Annotated in this window: 13 protein-coding genes and 1 other annotated feature (1 of these 14 cut by a window edge); of the genes, 6 read left to right on the forward strand and 7 right to left on the reverse strand. The window is 44.0% G+C overall.

Features of this window, described 5'->3' with window-relative positions; genetic code table 11:
• The first annotated feature begins 18 nt into the window (after window positions 1-18).
• A complete protein-coding gene (locus Vgang_RS02645) occupies window positions 19-1,803 on the forward strand; it encodes a cation:proton antiporter (protein ID WP_105902155.1) in 1,785 nt (594 codons plus the stop codon).
• A 185-nt stretch (window positions 1,804-1,988) separates the two neighbouring features.
• Here Vgang_RS02645 and Vgang_RS02650 read toward each other — a convergent pair whose 3' ends face one another.
• Window positions 1,989-3,083: a GNAT family N-acetyltransferase/peptidase C39 family protein gene (locus Vgang_RS02650; RefSeq protein ID WP_105902322.1), complete on the reverse strand. Its 1,095-nt coding sequence runs from the start codon at window positions 3,081-3,083 to the stop codon at window positions 1,989-1,991.
• A 117-nt stretch (window positions 3,084-3,200) separates the two neighbouring features.
• Between Vgang_RS02650 and Vgang_RS02655 the strand changes: the two genes are divergently transcribed.
• The gene (locus Vgang_RS02655) at window positions 3,201-4,664 is read left to right on the forward strand and encodes a RimK family protein (RefSeq protein WP_105902154.1); all 1,464 of its coding nucleotides are present in this window, start codon (window positions 3,201-3,203) and stop codon (window positions 4,662-4,664) included.
• Between the two features lie 90 nt (window positions 4,665-4,754).
• Here the strand turns inward: Vgang_RS02655 and btsR are convergent, their stop codons facing one another.
• Together btsR and Vgang_RS02665 are read right to left on the reverse strand one after the other, a co-directional pair.
• On the reverse strand, window positions 4,755-5,489 hold the full coding sequence (btsR, locus tag Vgang_RS02660) for a two-component system response regulator BtsR (RefSeq protein WP_105902153.1): 735 nt from the start codon (window positions 5,487-5,489) through the stop codon (window positions 4,755-4,757).
• Window positions 5,490-5,523: 34 nt separating this feature from the next.
• Window positions 5,524-7,203: a sensor histidine kinase gene (locus Vgang_RS02665; protein ID WP_105902152.1), complete on the reverse strand. Its 1,680-nt coding sequence runs from the start codon at window positions 7,201-7,203 to the stop codon at window positions 5,524-5,526.
• Window positions 7,204-7,401: 198 nt separating this feature from the next.
• Between Vgang_RS02665 and Vgang_RS02670 the strand changes: the two genes are divergently transcribed.
• Window positions 7,402-8,475: a 3-deoxy-7-phosphoheptulonate synthase gene (locus tag Vgang_RS02670; RefSeq protein ID WP_105902151.1), complete on the forward strand. Its 1,074-nt coding sequence runs from the start codon at window positions 7,402-7,404 to the stop codon at window positions 8,473-8,475.
• A gap of 43 nt (window positions 8,476-8,518) precedes the next feature.
• Window positions 8,519-9,649, forward strand: a complete 1,131-nt coding sequence (gene tyrA, locus Vgang_RS02675) for a bifunctional chorismate mutase/prephenate dehydrogenase (protein ID WP_105902150.1) — start codon at window positions 8,519-8,521, stop codon at window positions 9,647-9,649.
• A gap of 87 nt (window positions 9,650-9,736) precedes the next feature.
• Here tyrA and Vgang_RS02680 read toward each other — a convergent pair whose 3' ends face one another.
• Window positions 9,737-10,876 carry a M23 family metallopeptidase gene (locus Vgang_RS02680; protein WP_245879917.1) on the reverse strand — a complete coding sequence of 380 codons (1,140 nt, stop codon included), beginning with the start codon at window positions 10,874-10,876 and terminating at the stop codon, window positions 9,737-9,739.
• A 231-nt stretch (window positions 10,877-11,107) separates the two neighbouring features.
• Window positions 11,108-12,775 (reverse strand): energy-dependent translational throttle protein EttA, encoded by a 1,668-nt coding sequence (gene ettA, locus Vgang_RS02685; protein ID WP_105902149.1) that lies wholly within the window; start codon window positions 12,773-12,775, stop codon window positions 11,108-11,110.
• Between the two features lie 207 nt (window positions 12,776-12,982).
• On the opposite strand from ettA, the gene Vgang_RS02690 reads away from it, so the two are divergent.
• Window positions 12,983-14,983, forward strand: a complete 2,001-nt coding sequence (locus Vgang_RS02690; RefSeq protein WP_105902148.1) for a transglycosylase SLT domain-containing protein — start codon at window positions 12,983-12,985, stop codon at window positions 14,981-14,983.
• Between the two features lie 37 nt (window positions 14,984-15,020).
• Window positions 15,021-15,344, forward strand: coding sequence for a trp operon repressor (trpR, locus tag Vgang_RS02695; RefSeq protein WP_105902320.1), 324 nt, complete (start codon window positions 15,021-15,023; stop codon window positions 15,342-15,344).
• Here the strand turns inward: trpR and yjjX are convergent.
• Both yjjX and pheA read right to left on the reverse strand, forming a co-directional pair.
• Window positions 15,325-15,873: an inosine/xanthosine triphosphatase gene (gene yjjX, locus Vgang_RS02700; RefSeq protein ID WP_105902147.1), complete on the reverse strand. Its 549-nt coding sequence runs from the start codon at window positions 15,871-15,873 to the stop codon at window positions 15,325-15,327. The genes trpR and yjjX overlap by 20 nt on opposite strands.
• Before the next feature lie 3 nt (window positions 15,874-15,876).
• Window positions 15,877-17,076 (reverse strand): prephenate dehydratase, encoded by a 1,200-nt coding sequence (pheA, locus tag Vgang_RS02705; RefSeq protein ID WP_105902146.1) that lies wholly within the window; start codon window positions 17,074-17,076, stop codon window positions 15,877-15,879.
• 11 nt (window positions 17,077-17,087) lie between these two features.
• Window positions 17,088-17,164, reverse strand: a sequence feature (Phe leader region) (it continues 45 nt past the right edge of the window).

Raw genomic sequence — 17,164 nt, forward strand, 5'->3', positions numbered from 1 at the left:
TATTAGGTGTTAGAGACCATGCACAATGTCGATGTTGGTTTGATGCTCGCTGCGGTAGGTTTGGTTGGTTTGGCGTGTCAATGGCTCGCTTGGCGAATGAAGTTACCCGCTATTTTATTTTTGCTGATTGCCGGTTTTATCATTGGACCGATCACGCATATTTTCCAACCTAATGAGATGTTTGGTGAGTTGCTCTTTCCTTTGATTTCATTAGCGGTGGCGGTGATCTTATTTGAAGGTAGCCTCACGCTTAATCTTAAAGAGATACGTGAAGTCAACAAAACGGTGATCAACATTGTCACCGTAGGGGCGTTGGTGACTTGGGCGCTCACCAGTGTGTTTACTCATTACTTGCTAGATTTCAGTTGGCCGTTGGCATTGCTATTCGGTAGTTTAACTGTGGTAACAGGCCCGACGGTGGTAGTGCCATTGCTGCGTACCGTGCGCCCTAAAGCAAAGCTTGCCAATATTTTGCGTTGGGAGGGGATTTTAATTGATCCGATCGGCGCATTATTCATCGTGATTGTGTATGAGTTTATTGTCTCAAGCAGTGAGCTACACAGCCTGCATGTTTTTGGTTTAATTCTGCTGATTGGCATCGTATTCGGTGCTTTAGCGGGAATGTTACTGGCGCAAGTATTGCGTCGCCGTTTATTACCAGAATACTTGCAACCCTTTGCGGTTCTCACGTTAGTGCTCGGTGTGTTTTCGATTTCCAATGCATTGGAGTCAGAATCGGGCTTATTAGCGGTAACTGTGATGGGGATGTGGTTGGCGAACGCTAAAGACGTCAAAATCCAAAATATCCTTCACTTTAAAGAAAACCTGACGATTTTGCTGATCTCTGGTTTATTCCTGATGTTATCGGCACGCATGGAATTGGAAGATTTCGCCACCTTAGGATTAGCATCGGCTACGCTATTTGTTGCTATTCAATTGCTTTCCCGTCCTATAGCCATTTTGCTTGCCACGATTGGCAGTAGCTTAAACTTGAAAGAAAAAATCTTTATTGCTTGGGTGGCGCCGCGCGGGATAGTAGCTGCTTCGATTTCTTCATTATTTGCCATCAAGCTGGTGGACGCGGGGGTTGAAGAAGCGAGCTTATTAGTTCCGCTTACCTTTATGGTGATCGTTGGAACGGTTGTGCTGCAAAGTATCACGGCTCGTCCTCTGGCGAATCTTTTGAAAGTTTCTGAACCTTCACCGCGCGGTTACTTGATTGTCGGTGCAAACGATGTAGGACGCACCATTGCGAGCGCATTACAAAAATATGGTCATCGAATTATCTTAACCGATTCTAACTGGGAATACATTCGTAAAGCGCGCATGCAAGGGTTTGAAACCTACTACGGCAATCCGATCTCGAGCCACGCGGCGGAATATTTGGATTTGATCGGGATTGGTAACTTGATTTCGGTGACACCGGATAAGCATTTCAACCTAGTAGTCGCCAAATACTTTATGAGTGAATTTGGCGAGCGCCGTGTGTTCTTCTTAAATGGGCGTAACAAAGATAACGAGCATGAAAAACACCGTGTGGTGGAAGAAAAACATGGTCGAGTCTTCTTAGGTGATGATGTCAGCTATAAGAAACTGGCAAGCCTTATCAATCAAGGCGCAGAAATCAAACACACTAAACTCACGGCTGAGTTTAAATGGGAAGATTACGTCATGCGTTACGTCGACGGCCACCGATTGTCATTATTCACCGTCGATCCAAAAGGCAATATTCACGTTTTATCGAATGATAGTACCCACACCACGGAAGCGGGGTGGACGGTAGTGAGTTTGATTAAGGAATAGGGGCGCGAGCGCTTCACTTATCGGGTTTCGGGCGTTTCAGTGCTCGTTACTCGATACTGATATCTTTAAGACAGCGAATAGACTCCTACTTCATGCTGTTAAGAGTCTTTCCGTGATTGCAGCGCTTCTTTAAAGCTAATTGGCGATGGAGCTAAAAGCGCAGAAATCGAGCCACGAGAAACGAGTCACGAGATCCGTTCTCCAACCACCACACACGCGGTATGCTTTTGTTTACCAAACCCAATGATCTGGCCTAGGCTGGCTTTGTTGACGGGAATCGAAGCGGAGGACGCCACGTCATTTTCGCGATCGCTGTGTGGATCATGGATGAAGAAAAACTGCTCATTCATGCCAGATAAAATAATCCAATGTGGTTCTTTATAGCCGTTAAAGCGATAGGTGCTGATCAGCAATAGCACGCATTTTCCTTGTTCAATCCATTGTTCCATTTGCTCGGTATTTGGTGGAGCACTGATGTGGCGGATACCCAGCTCTTGAGCTTGTTGGCAAAAGTCTTGATGGACAATTTCAATCACTTCTTTTTTATTGCTATCTCGCACACTATCGATAAACGGTGTCGATTGAGATTGCGTCCAAAGCTCGACATCAAAGCCACGCTTTTTGGCGGCGAGGGCTAAACCATGACCACTGCAACCGCCATGACCGCCAGCCATAAAAATGGTGGTCGCTTCACGCCAGAGTTGCAGTTCTTCTTTTCGGCTAGGTTCAAACTGTTTATCTAAAGTCGAAAATGCCATCAATAAGCAAGCCGCGCCACAAGTAAAGGGCGTAGTTTGAATATACAGTGGCATGGGCAATAACGTCTTTGGTTGGCTTGCAGTGAGACGTTTTTGCATGCGTAAGCCATCGGCCAAATCATCGTAATAATGAATCAGCACTTTTAATGGTTTATAACCTAACTTTTGATACAAATTCTTAGCAGCAATATTGTCATTTCTGACTTCTAGGCGTAATGTGGTAGAACCGTGTTCCAGTGCCGATTGCTCACATTTTTCCATTAATTGTTGCGCAACTTTTTGCCCACGAAACAGTGGGTTAACCGCAATGGAATACAAACGAGATAAGTGAGTACCTTGGTGGAAAAGCAATAGTGCATAACCTGCAATTTGTTGCTCAGAATGCACCACCCAAATTTGGCTATGGGGTGAGTTTAGGAAGCGTTTCATTTGTCTCGCCGTGATCATATCGGTGCTAAATACGCTATTCTCTAACTCAATTAATGCGGGCAAATCTTGCGGGGTTGCTCGGCGAAGTTCCATCTTAATATCCACCATATAATGCCTAAAAAAGGTCTTTGTATCACTGCCATGTGAGTACAGCAGAGACAAAATAATTAGATATCACAAATTGTTTTTTTGCTAGAGGAAAATGGATTTATGGCAAATTTTGTTATCGTTACCGACAAAGACAGTGACTGGCGTCAGTACTTTCCTTCTGAGCAGGTGGTGACGGTTGATCAATATCTTCAACCGAATTTTATGTCTGAGAAATCAGAAAAGCACAAAAGTGTGCAAGTGATTAACTTATGTCGTGATTATAGCTACATGAGTAGTGGTTATTATTGTTCTTTGTTGGCGGAAGCGCGTGGTCACCGCGTGATCCCTCGTGTGATGGCGATCAATGATGTTGGTCAGCCGTTTGTGTTCTCTTTACCAGAGCAAGAACTGAATAAGAATTTTACCAGCGAAGACAGTGTGGCGACCAAAATCTACTTTGGCCGCAGCAGTGTGAAAGGCTTAGAAAAAGTGGCTCGTCGTCTGTTTGAGCACTTTATGATCCCGGTGTTGGATATCGAATTAAAACGTCATGGTAAGCAATGGCAATTAGCCAAAGTGCAGCCATTCCCATTCCAAGATTTAAGTAATGATGAGCAAGATCTTTTCGCGCAATCATTGGAGCAGTTCTCTAACAAAGTGTGGCGTTCACCTAAGCCGAGCAAGCAATTCCGTTATGACATCGCGATGCTGGTGGACCCGGAAGAAAAAATGCCGCCGTCAGATTCTGTCGCGTTGAATCGTTTCAAAAAAGCGGCCAATCGCTTAGGGGTAAATTTAGAAACCATTACTTCAGAAGATTTCTCTCGCTTGAGTGAATTCGATGGTCTATTTATTCGCGCCACTACTAACATCAGTAATTTCACTTATCGTTTTGCTAAGCGAGCAGAAAAGCTTGGTTTGGTGGTGATGGACGATCCTGAGTCGATCATGAAGTGCACCAATAAAGTCTTTCTAACTGAATTGTTGGATCGCCATAATGTGCCAGCGCCTAAATCCATGATTTTGCGTAGCTTTGATCCGGATTGGAAAAAGAACCTGCTTGAACACATGTCATTGCCATTAGTGCTCAAAATTCCAGATGGCGCATTCTCGGTCGGGGTGGTGAAAGTGACCGATGAAGCGTCGCTGGAAGAAAAAGCTCAAGCGCTATTTGATAAGAGTGCCTTGATTTTAGCACAAGCCTTTATGCCAACCGATTTTGACTGGCGTATTGGGGTGATGAACCGCCAAGCGATCTACGCGTGTCGTTATCACATGAGTCGTGGTCACTGGCAGATTTATCAACATCATAACAGTGGCCGCACCACATCCGGTGGCTTTGATACCCTAGATTTAAAACAAGTACCGAAGAACGTGGTTGATACTGCGGTGAAAGCGGCTAACTTAATCGGTTCAGGCTTATACGGTGTTGATCTTAAAGAAGTTGACGGCCAAGTTTATGTGATTGAAGTGAACGATAACCCAAGCATTGACAATAAAGTCGAAGACTTGTGGCTAGGCGATCTTCTATACGATCGCATCATGACGGAATTCTTGCGCCGAATTCAGTTGAGGGGGTTTTAACGTTTTTTCGTTACTAGGCCGCTTCGCTTCTCGTGGCTCGAACACTCTCGAGCTACGAGACACGTTTTTTCCTAGTAGCGAAGCGCTCGCTTATACTATTCCCAACTCTTCTTTCAGTGGTTTCAAATAGCGTCGGCTGATGGGAACCACTTGCCCGCTTTGGGTGATGACTTCCCCTAAACCGTTATCCAATAATTTAATTTCTCGGATCTTCTTGGTGTTAACCAAGTATTGACGATGACAGCGCAAGAGCTCGGTTTTCTCTTCTAACGTTTTGAGCGTTAATTGACTGGTGGCGGTTTGCTGCGCCGTTTGAATATGTACACCGGAGAGATCACTGAAGGCCGATTCAATCTCTTGCAGTGGAATGATCATAATGCGGTTGTGTCCCATGCAGGGCACTTGCTGTAATTGCTTAGGCGTTAATGCTTCAATTTGTGCTTGAGTCTGCAGGGCTTCTTGATTTTGTTTGGCTTTAAGTAAACGCTGAATGCTCTTTTCCAAACGTTTAGGATCGACCGGTTTGAGCAGGTAATCAAAGGCATTATCTTCAAATGCTTGAATGGCGTATTGATCAAATGCCGTGACAAAAATGACGTGTGGCATGGTATCAGGATCAAGCATCGCCAGCAGTTCAATGCCGGTAACTTGAGGCATTTGAATATCCACAAATACCGCTTCGGGTTTAAGGCTATTGAGCAGCTTTAAGCCTTCAATGGCATTGCTCGCTTGGGCGACGACTTCAACCACACCGGTTTCTTGTAATAGCTCCGTCAGTTCTTCACGAGCAAAAAGTTCATCATCAATAACGATAGCACTTAGCATGATTTATCCTTGAGCTTTGCTTGGATACTAATAACTAGTAGCCGATTTTTTCAAAAGGAATGAGAAAGCTCATTCGAGTAAATTGGTCTTTGTGACAGTGTGTTTGTAGCTCTGCCAACGGGCCAAAATGATTGGTGAGTCGTTTATTGACGATTTCCATCCCTAATCCTTCATGGTCCGGTTTCGGCGGCACAAAACTGCCGGCATTATCCTCAACCACAATTCGATAGCCAAGTGAATTTTGTTGGCTCAAAATACGGACTTTCCCGCCTTCAATTTTATTCGATATACCGTGTTTAATCGCGTTTTCTACCAAAGGCTGCAAGGTGAAACTGGGTAAGGATTTTTCCAGTAAGGCATCTTCAATATCGATTTCAACTTCTAGGCGATCAGTAAAACGCGCTTTTTCAATTGTCAGATAGGCGTTGACGTGTGCGAGCTCTTCTTTGAAAGTGACCGTTTCAATATTCTGTTTGAGATTACTACGGAAAAAGTGCGATAAGTGTTGGATCAACTCGCGAGCTTTATTGGGATCGCGGCGAATAATCGCACTGATGGTATTGAGTGCATTGAATAGAAAATGCGGGTTAACTTGGGCATGTAACAGTTTGATTTCGGCCTGAGTTAATAGCGCTTGTTGGCGTTGGAAGTCGTTATACAAAATTTGGCTAGAAAGCAGCTGTGCAATGCCTTCACCCATGGAGCGATTAATGTTCGAGAGCAGCTTACGCTTAGGCTCATACAGTTTAATTGTACCGACGACTTCTTTACCCGCGCGTAATGGGATCACTAACACCGAGCCGAGTTTACAGTGATCGGAAATCGAGCATTGATAAGGCGTATCGCGACCATCTAAGTACATGACCCGGTTTTCTTGCATCGCTTGAATCGTACAATGAGAAGATATTGGAGTATTGCGCTTGTGGTGATCATCGCCAGTACCTATAAAGGCGAGGATCTTCTCTTTATCTGTGATGGCGACAGCGCCGACATTGGTTTCTTCATAAATAATGCGAACGATTTTTTCTGCGTTGGCGGAGTTAAAGCCGGAGCTCCAAATACCGACGCTGCGTTCAGCGATGGTTAAGGCTCGACGAGAGAAGGTAGCAGAATACTTTTCGTAGATGGTTTTTCGGTCTTGTAAAATACTGACAAACAAAGCTGCGCCGACGCAGTTGGCAATGATCATAGGCGCGGCGATATTAGAGACTAAAGCAAAGGCTTTATCAAAGGGGTCGGCAACGGAAACAATGATCAGCATTTGAGTCACTTCAGCGACAAAGGTGATGGAGAGAACAATGATGGGATTGAACAGTTGATCCGCTTTGTCTTTTTTCACTAAATACAAATGCAATAATCCACCAATTAAACCTTCTGCGGTGGTCGAAATGGCGCACGCAACATCGGTAAAACCACCTAAACTATAGCGATGTAACCCTCCCGTTAGACCGACCGCAAAGCCAACAATAGGCCCACCAAACAATCCTCCCATTACAGCCCCAATCGCTCGGGTATTGGCAATGGCATCATTAATATGCAAACCAAAGTAGGTGCCCATAATGCAAAACAGAGAAAAAAGTACGTAGCAACTGAACTTATGCGATAACCGTGAAGAAATATTGAGTAAAGGCAGGAAAATAGGCGTTTTACTTAGCATATAGGCCAAGACAAGATAAACACACATTTGTTGTAGTAAAGAGAGAATTAAGTCCATGATGCCTACATGTTTCGCATTAAATTGAAATTTGTAATTTATTTTTTACAGGTGTAATTTTATTTTTACTGTTGTTTGTTTGCGGTTTATAAAAGGTTATCGCTTGCAAAGTTTATCGATGCTGTTAATTTGAACCCATCAACCGCTGAGGTTTCACTCAGAATGAATGGTGTATCGAATTTTTTACAGGTGACGGTTATGTACAAAAGTGAATTAAGCAATATCAATATCAGCGATGAGCAACTTATCATCACGCCAAACGCATTAAAAAAGAAAATTCCACTGAGTGACAATGCGAGAAAGTTTATCCAATCGTCTCGCCAAACCATTTCTAACATTATCCATAAGAAAGATCATCGTCTTTTAGTGGTTTGTGGCCCATGTTCTATTCATGATGTCGATGCAGCAAAAGAATACGCCAAACGTTTGAAAGCACTATCAGCACAACTTGATGACCAAATTTACCTGGTGATGCGTGTTTACTTTGAAAAGCCACGTACCACAGTCGGCTGGAAAGGTCTGATTAACGACCCACATCTCGATAACTCATTCGATATTGAACAAGGCTTGCATATTGCGCGTCAGTTATTAGTCGACTTAGCGGAAATGGAAATCCCATTAGCTACCGAAGCCCTTGATCCCATTAGTCCGCAGTACCTAGGCGATACGTTCAGCTGGGCGGCGATTGGCGCTCGTACTACAGAATCTCAAACCCACCGTGAAATGGCCAGCGGCTTATCGGTACCAGTTGGTTTCAAAAATGGTACTGATGGCAGCTTAGCGACGGCGATTAATGCGATGCAAGCGGCGTCATCGAGTCACCGTTTTATGGGGATTGATAGCGATGGTCACGTGGCATTATTGACTACGCAAGGTAATGCGAATGGTCATGTAATTTTACGTGGTGGTAAGCAAACCAATTACGATTCCGTTTCTGTTAATGAATGTGAGCGAGAAATGGCAAAACACGGCCTTGATGCTGCTTTGATGGTGGATTGCAGCCATGCTAACTCTCGTAAAGATTACCGTCGCCAACCTTTGGTTGCTGAAGATGTGATTCACCAAATCCGTGAAGGTAATAAATCGATTATTGGTTTGATGATTGAAAGCCACATTAATGAAGGCAACCAACCTTCGGATATTCCACTGTCTGAAATGCAATACGGCGTTTCTATTACCGATGCATGTATTAGTTGGGATAGCACAGAAACCTTGTTACGTCATGCACATAAAGAGCTGGTTCCGTTTTTACAAGATCGCTTAAAAGGGTAAACTGCAACAAAAGGAATAAGCCAAACAAGGTAGGAAATCGTCAATGGCTGTTGAATTAAATGAATTAAGAGATCAAATCGACGCAGTAGATAAACAAATGCTGGAGCTTCTAGCACAGCGTTTGGCGTTGGTGGAAAAAGTCGGTGAAGTTAAGAGCAAGCACGGTTTACCAATTTATGCCCCAGATCGTGAAGCCTCAATGCTGGCTTCACGTCGCGCAGAAGCGGAAAAACGTGGCGTGCCACCGCAATTGATTGAAGATATTTTACGTCGCACCATGCGTGAATCGTACGCCAGTGAAAAAGATTCCGGCTTTAAGTGTTTAAACCCAGAATTACGTTCGATTGTTATCGTAGGCGGTAATGGTCAACTGGGCGGCTTGTTTAAGCGTATGTTTGAGCTTTCCGGTTACCAAGTCAAAGTGCTTGGTAGTCAAGATTGGGATAACGCTGAGCAATTGGTGCAAGATGCCGGCATGGTGGTGGTAAGTGTGCCGATTCATTTAACCGAGACGGTGATTAAAAAACTGCCTAAGCTGCCTAACGATTGCATTTTATGTGATTTAACGTCCATCAAAGCAGAACCTCTCGCTGCCATGCTAGAGGCGCATTCTGGCCCAGTGGTTGGCTTGCATCCGATGTTTGGCCCAGATATTCCGAGCATGGCGAAACAGGTGATCATTTGCAGTGATGGCCGAGCACCTGAAATGTATCAATGGCTACTCAAGCAATTTGAAATTTGGGGCGCGAGTATTTGTTCGATTGATGCAGAAGAGCACGACAATGGCATGACGCTCATTCAAGCGCTACGTCACTTTACTTCGTTTGCCTACGGTTCACATTTGTCTAAAGAGAACCCAAATCTCGATACGCTAGTGCAGCTAAGCTCTCCGATTTATCGCTTAGAGCTAGCAATGGTAGGGCGTTTGTTTGCTCAAGATCCAGAGCTATACGGTGACATCATTATGTCGTCTCAGCGTAATATCGATATGATCAAACGCTTCCATCAACGCTTTGGTGAGGCGATTCAGATTTTGGATAACCAAGACAAGCAAGCGTTTGTTGAGCAGTTTAATTCTGTGTCAAACTGGTACGGTGATTACTCACAGCAATTTATGCGCGAAAGTCAAAACTTGCTTAAACAGGCTAATGATTCGATTCATCGCGCTAAATAACCTCAACTGAGGCCGAATAATTAATCAGAGGGCGAGTTATATCGCCCTTTTTTATTTCTCTTTCTGTTGTTGACGTTTTTACGCTTGTTATTCCTCCACCGTTGCCCAACCATCTTCCTCTATTCCAAATGCGGTTAACCCTTGATTAGCCACTTTTGCCTGCTTTTTACTTGGCTTGCTGAATATCTGTTCTTTTCTGTTCATTGCGAGCAACACTTGTTGATTTACGGTGCTGGTGAGTTGCGCAATGAGGCTTGTCCATGGCACTTGTTTTTGTTGTTCGAACAGCTGCGCAATATCGCTTGGCTGCCATTGCATGAAATCTTTCGGGTTTAAGGTTTTGCCAATAAAGCGCACTTCATAATGCAGGTGCGAACCGGTGGAGTTGCCACTACTGCCACAAAAACCAATACGATCGCCTTTTTCTACAAATTGCCCCGTTTTCACGGCAAATTGATTGAGATGAGCGTATAAGGTCATAAAGCCAAAGGCGTGGCGGATTTTGATCATATTGCCATAGCCTTGATTGCTCGGGCGGGTGATTTCCACCACACCATCGGCGGTGGAAAAAATGGGCGTTCCACGCGGGCAGGTCAGATCCATGCCTAAATGCCGTGACCATTTTCCTGAGATTGGGTGAGTGCGTTCACCATAAGGAGAAGATACACGCTTATAGTCCACAGGCGTATCATTGGGGATCATTCGAAACAATGAGGTTTCCACTGCCGGAGTGAGTGGCAAAAGAATCTGCTGGGCATCGTCAAGGTGGTGTAAGTTTGAGTCATCAAGTGCTTGCTCAAATTGGTCTTGTCCTTGTTCTTGTTCTGGTGCTAGTGAAACGGACAAAATTTCTGATTCTTCCGTGTTTTCACTTTGTTCTATAGAGCCACTATGTAATTCAACTTGTGCCTGAAGCGCTTGGTTTATTTGTAGTTGGTGTTGATAAAGCGCTTGGACTTTTTCTAATTGCTGCTGCAACGCTAGATTAGTTGATGGCGTTTTTCTTTCGGTTAATTGCAAAAAGAGAAATAGTAATATTGTGATGCAAGTGATTGATATAAATGCAATTGCCCATTTTTTTTTCGCTGGTGAGGTAGGCTTTTGAGCTATGATGGGCTTAAAGAACATCATTGGCCAAAAAGTTTCTTGGCTATCTTTCGGCTCTTGTTTAACGTCTATTTGGGGAATGTGCGCCGATTCGGTCAGGCTAGATTCTAAGGTCGACATACCATGCTGATGATCCAATGGGTGATGATGTAGGTCTACAGCAATTTATTCATCTGGAAAAGTGATGCGGATTTTGACTGTAAAAATTTAGGGCGCTGTTCTCATTTATGGCTTGAGTTAGAAAAGAAGTAATAAAAACCAGTTAATAGCAAATAAACAAAAGCCACAGCGAAAACTGTGGCTTGAGATGATCAATATCCAGCTTGTCACTGGTTGATTGTTAATGGCTGATTATTTGGCGATACGCTTGTATTTGATGCGGTGTGGTTCTGCCGCTTCAGGGCCAAGGGTTTTCTTCAACCATTCCATGTACTCAGTGTAGTTCCCTTCATAGAAGTTCACCTGACCTTCGTCACGGTAGTCGATGATGTGGGTGGCAATACGGTCTAAGAACCAACGGTCGTGCGAGATCACCATGGCACAACCAGGGAATTCCAATAACGCTTCTTCTAGCGCACGTAACGTTTCCACATCCAAGTCGTTGGTTGGCTCATCGAGTAGTAAGACGTTGCCGCCCGCTTTAAGCAGTTTTGCAAGGTGAACACGGTTACGCTCACCACCGGATAATTCACCGATGATTTTTTGTTGATCGCTACCACGGAAATTAAAGCGAGAACAATAAGCACGCGCTGGAATTTCGAAGTTGTTGATCTTGATGATATCGGCACCTTCCGAAATTTCTTGGAACACGGTGTTTTTATCATTCATTGAATCACGGAACTGATCGACCGACGCAAGTTGAACCGTTTCACCCATTTCAATCGTGCCAGAGTCAGGTTGTTCTGTACCGCTGAGCATTTTGAATAGCGTTGATTTACCCGCGCCGTTGGCACCGATAATACCGACGATGGCACCTTTTGGCATATTGAACGAGAGATCATCAATTAAAACACGACCATCGAATGATTTGGTTAGATTTTTCACTTCGATCACTTTGTCACCTAGGCGCTCACCTGGTGGAATGAACAATTCGTTGGTTTCATTACGTTTTTGGTGATCAGTGCTTTGTAGCTCTTCAAAGCGAGCCATACGTGCTTTAGATTTCGCTTGACGACCTTTCGGGTTTTTACGCACCCACTCAAGTTCTTTCTCAATAGTCTTTTGACGAGCACTTTCTTGTGACGCTTCTTGTTGTAGGCGCGCGTCTTTTTGCTCAAGCCATGACGTATAGTTACCTTCCCATGGAATGCCTTCACCACGGTCAAGCTCTAGAATCCATCCAGCAGCGTTATCAAGGAAATAACGGTCGTGGGTAATCGCAACAACAGTGCCGGTGTAATCGACAAGGAAGCGTTCTAGCCAAGCAACCGATTCAGCATCTAAGTGGTTGGTTGGCTCATCAAGTAACAACATGTCTGGTTTTTCAAGCAGCAGGCGACAAATCGCGACGCGGCGACGCTCACCACCCGATAAGTGCTGAATTTTAGCATCCCAATCTGGCAGGCGTAGTGCATCAGCTGCACGCTCTAATGTGTTGTCTAGGTTATGACCATCTTTCGCTTGAATTAACGCTTCAAGCTCGCCTTGTTCTTTAGCGAGAGCATCAAAATCCGCATCGGGTTCAGCGTAAGCGGCGTACACTGCATCGATACGTTTTAGCGCATCAACCACATCAGCCACGGCTTCTTCTACAATTTCACGTACAGTTTTTGATTCATCCAATACTGGCTCTTGCGGTAGGTAGCCGACATTTAAGCCTGGTTGAGGACGTGCTTCACCATCAATGTCAGTATCAATACCTGCCATGATGCGAAGAAGAGTCGATTTACCCGCACCATTTAGGCCTAAAACACCGATTTTGGCACCCGGGAAAAAGCTTAATGAGATATCTTTTAAAATTTGACGTTTCGGTGGCACAATTTTGCTCACACGAGACATGGTATAGACGTATTCAGCCATAGCTGCTTAGATCCTATGCGTTATAATAATTTCAAAAGTATAGTTTACTCTTTCTCACATAAGATTCACACTAGATGAGTGTATACGAGGGTATTATTAAGCGTATTATCACGGTGATTGGCTTGATTTGGATTTGTCATTAAAGCCAGTTTACCGACATTCACCATTCACATTTCGTGATTGATTTATCAGGGAAGTTTACCGCTCATGTTGAATTTCAAACAGACTCTATTTCTTTGTGTAGTATCCACGAGCGCGATCTTTTCAGCTACTCAGGTTAGCGCGCAGTCAATCTCTTCAACGTCAGTGACCGAAAAAGGCCAGTCTGATTCAGATAATGAAAAAAAGACACTTTCACCGCTTGAAATACAGCGTCAGGTTTACGAGCAAGGGCAAGACTTATTAGACAAAGACGATATTGCTGGTTATCAGGCGATTCGTCCACAAATTGCGTCATATCCTTTAACGCCATATATTGATTATCGTGTTTATTTATCTGATATCCAAAATCGCACGCCGCAAGAGGTCAATAGTTTTACTGAAAAGTACCAAACCTTTCCTTTTTCTAATCGTGTTCGTGCAAATTACTTAGATGCATTAGCCAGAACCAATCAATGGCAACGTTTGGCTGAATATCAAACGGAAGCGCCAAGAGATCAAAAATACCGTTGTTATTATTACTATGCGAAATGGACACAAGGTGACAAAGAGTTAGCTTATCAAGGCGCGAAAGATCTTTGGCTTACGGGCAGTAGTGTTTCTTCCGCGTGTGATGACTTATTTGATGAATGGACAAAAGCAGGGCTACGTTCTGAGGAATTAGTGCTAGAGCGTATGTTGCTCAGTTTTAAATCTGGCCACTCGGGGATGTTCAGTTACCTAGATGGATTATTGACTAGTGAACAAGCGAAAGCACGCTCGAAAGATCTTCAAGAGTTGTATCGTGATCCGAGTAAAGTGGTGGAGTTCAGTAAGAAATCGAAAATCACGCCGTTTAACCAGCAATTGTCAGAATATGCATTTAAACAGCTGATTCGTAAAAATACCAAGCAAGCGGTTGAGGCTTATGATCAAGTCGTCAAAACCCAGAAGTTGCCAAAAGACGCACAAGTCGATTTGTCTAATTACGCCAGCGCTTGGTTAATGAATACGAGTGACGCTGATTTAGCCAAATGGCGAGATAGCATGTTAGACAAACAAGGCTTACCGAATCGTATTGAAAGGCGTGCTCGTATCGCCATTCAAAATGGTGATTGGAAAGATCTGGATCATTGGATTGGAAAGTTACCACCTGAAGAGCAGCAATCACTGCGTTGGCAATATTGGCAAGCGAGAGCCGAATTAGCGCAAGGTAAAGATAAGCAAGCGAAAGATCGTCTTAAAAAGCTACTTGGTCAACGTAACTTTTATAGCGCTGCCGCCTCAAACTTACTCGGAGAGCCGATTCGTTATGAAAGTAAGTTACTGAATGAAAAGCTGCCTAGTATTGTTAGCAAGCAAGAAGCACTCGATCGTATTGAAGAAATGATCGCGGTTGATAAAATTTATGCGGCAAAAAGTGAATGGCGCTGGTTACTTTGGCATAGTAATGATGCCGAGAAGAAGGCGTTAGTGAAATACGCTGCAGATAAGAATTGGCATAATTTTACCGTAGTGGCGACCATTGAAGCGAAAATGTGGGATTACACCAGTTTACGCTTCCCGATAGCGCATCGCTGGTGGTTTGATTTCTATTCTAAGAAAAACAATGTGCCTTTAATCACGTTGATGTCGTTAGCTCGTCAAGAAAGTGCCTTAGATATAGAAGCCCGCTCACCCGTTGGAGCAAGAGGCATCATGCAAATCATGCCTGCTACCGCGAGACATACTGCCGATGTGTATGATTTAGAATACAGCCATCCTGATGAGTTATTTAATGTGCAAAAGAACATTGAAATAGGCAGTTCTTATTTAGGTGGGTTGTTAGATGATTTTAATCAAAACCGTATTTTTGCTTTTGCCGCTTATAATGCTGGCCCACATCGTGTCAAACAATGGCGAGCACGAACGAATCAAAGTATTGATGCGTATTCATTTATTGAAGCGATTCCTTTTGATGAAACGCGTGGTTACGTGCAAAATATCTTAATGTTTGAAACCTATTATCGAAATTTACTGGGTGAAGATGGGGCATTCTTAACCCCGCAAGAAGTTAAGGAAAAATATTAAGCTGATGGCGAACTCAAAACCACAAAATGATAAAGAGATGGCGACGCCTGAATTTACTGACTGGCAAGATGTACTGGGTTTACTGTCTCACTCTTGCCAGCAGGAACAGTTAGAGTTTTTACTTTCAATGTTGCTGACTTACGATGAGCGTGAGGCTTTATTGGCTCGTATGAATATTTTGCATGAGTTAATGAAAGGTGAGCATTCTCAGCGTCAAATTAGCCAGATGCTAGGGGTGGGCGTTGCAACGATCACACGTGGCTCTGCCGAGTTGAAAAAGCTAGAAGATGAACAAAAGCAGCAGTTGCAAGCCATGTTGCAAGCTGCTGCGGAGACATCAGCTAAAAGTGGTTTGGATTAAAGTGGTCTGGATTAAGGAAAGGAATTAAAGCCAGAATGAGAGCCTGGTGATACACCGAGCTGCGAGTCAATTGGTGGTGCGTGAGTAAACCTATCGCACCGCCTTTTTGTTTGATGTTGTCGGTGGCAAACACTTCATCCATCACGTGTCCCAGTTCTTTACCTTGGCGCACCTTTTCGAGTACCAACGGCGGTAACATTAAGCAAGCCGAGCGAGATTCTCCACGCACCACTTTTCCGTACACGGGGTTATTTTCAATGATCATCCAAGCGTAAGTAAAATCGCCTTCGATACCAGCCTCTAAGCCAACATAAAAATCAGCATCGGTAATTTGTTGCTGTGCGTTATGCACTCTATTTAACGCGCCTTGTTTTGTTTCTTGATCAAACATGGGTTGATCGGGCACCCCACTTGGCACGGATACCCCTTCAAATAGAAAACTTTGATCAGCAAAGCTAGAAGTAAAAGCACTTTCTACCGCTTTTATTTTTGCTGGGTTTAATGATGCGACGACCACTTTCTTTGTCATGCTTTAGCCTTCTAATTTCACTTGTGTCGCTTTGATGTTCTCACTTGGGTAGCAACCAAGTACTTTCAAATGACGCGTAATTTTTGTCAGCTCCGAGATAGCTTGTTGCATTTCTTGTGAATCTAAATGCGCTTCTAAATCGACGTAAAACATCTCTTCCCAAGGGTTCCCCATGATTGGACGAGATTCTAGTTTGGTCATGTTGATGCCGTAACGTTGTAGCACCAGCAAGGTTTGCACTAAAGATCCAGCTTCTTGCGCGGTAGACATAATCACCGTCGTTTTGGCTGGAATTTGTGCCGAGACTTCTACTGGTTTACGGGCAACCACAATAAAGCGCGTGTGGTTCTCGGTTTGGTTTGCGATGTTACCCTGAATGGTTTGCAGCCCATAAAGTTTCCCGCTGGTGGCATTGCCGATAGCAGCGACGCCCGGTTGGTTTAAGTCTTTCACTTTTTGCATGGCATCTGCGGTGCTGACACAAGACTCTAATGACACGTCTTTCAAGCGGCTTAAAAACTCACTGCATTGCTGATGAGGTTGTGGGTGAGAGTAGAGGACTTTGATGTCTTCTAAACGCATCTCTTGAGGTGCTAGCAAACAATGTTCAATAGGCAGCGTCATTTCGCCAACGATATAGAGCGTCGTGTGTTGCAGTAAATCATACACTTCATTAATGGAGCCTGAACTGGTGTTTTCGATCGGCAGGACACCAAAATCGGCATGGCCAGACTCAACCGTTGAGGTGATCTCTTTGAAATGCTTACAGTTGAGCTCAATTAACTCCGTATTACGACGGCTAAAATATTCTAGGCTAGCAAGGTGAGAATAAGAGCCTTTTGAACCCAAGAAAGCCACACGAGCCAGCGGTTTGCGGCTTTCTTCAGGGTTGGCTAAGTTTTGTAAATAGGCTTGTTGCAGCAGTACTGAGTCTTCAATAATGGTGTGAAAAATTTTGGTTATGTAAGGCGCATCAAGCTGATATTTGTTTTTGCCGTTGTTAATCAATTTAACCAGCAATTCTTGTTCACGCTGTGCATCACGCACGGGTTTGGCAGTTTGTACTTTGCTTTTTGCCACTTCAATACTTAATGCCCGGCGTTCGGAAAGAATGCTCAGTAGGTGGTCGTCCAATTCATTAAGGCGAAGTCTGATATCGTCTAATGATAGCGATGTGCCCGAAGGTTTTTGTTCTTGTGTCATGGTTATTTCCTATAAAAAAGCCTCCCTAGTTTGGGAGGCTTTCTGTCCGTTTTTGGCTTATTTTTAAAACGACATTAGCCCCACCGAT

The sequence above is a fragment of the Vibrio gangliei genome, assembly GCF_026001925.1.
In the GTDB taxonomy this organism is placed as follows: Bacteria; Pseudomonadota; Gammaproteobacteria; order Enterobacterales; family Vibrionaceae; genus Vibrio; species Vibrio gangliei.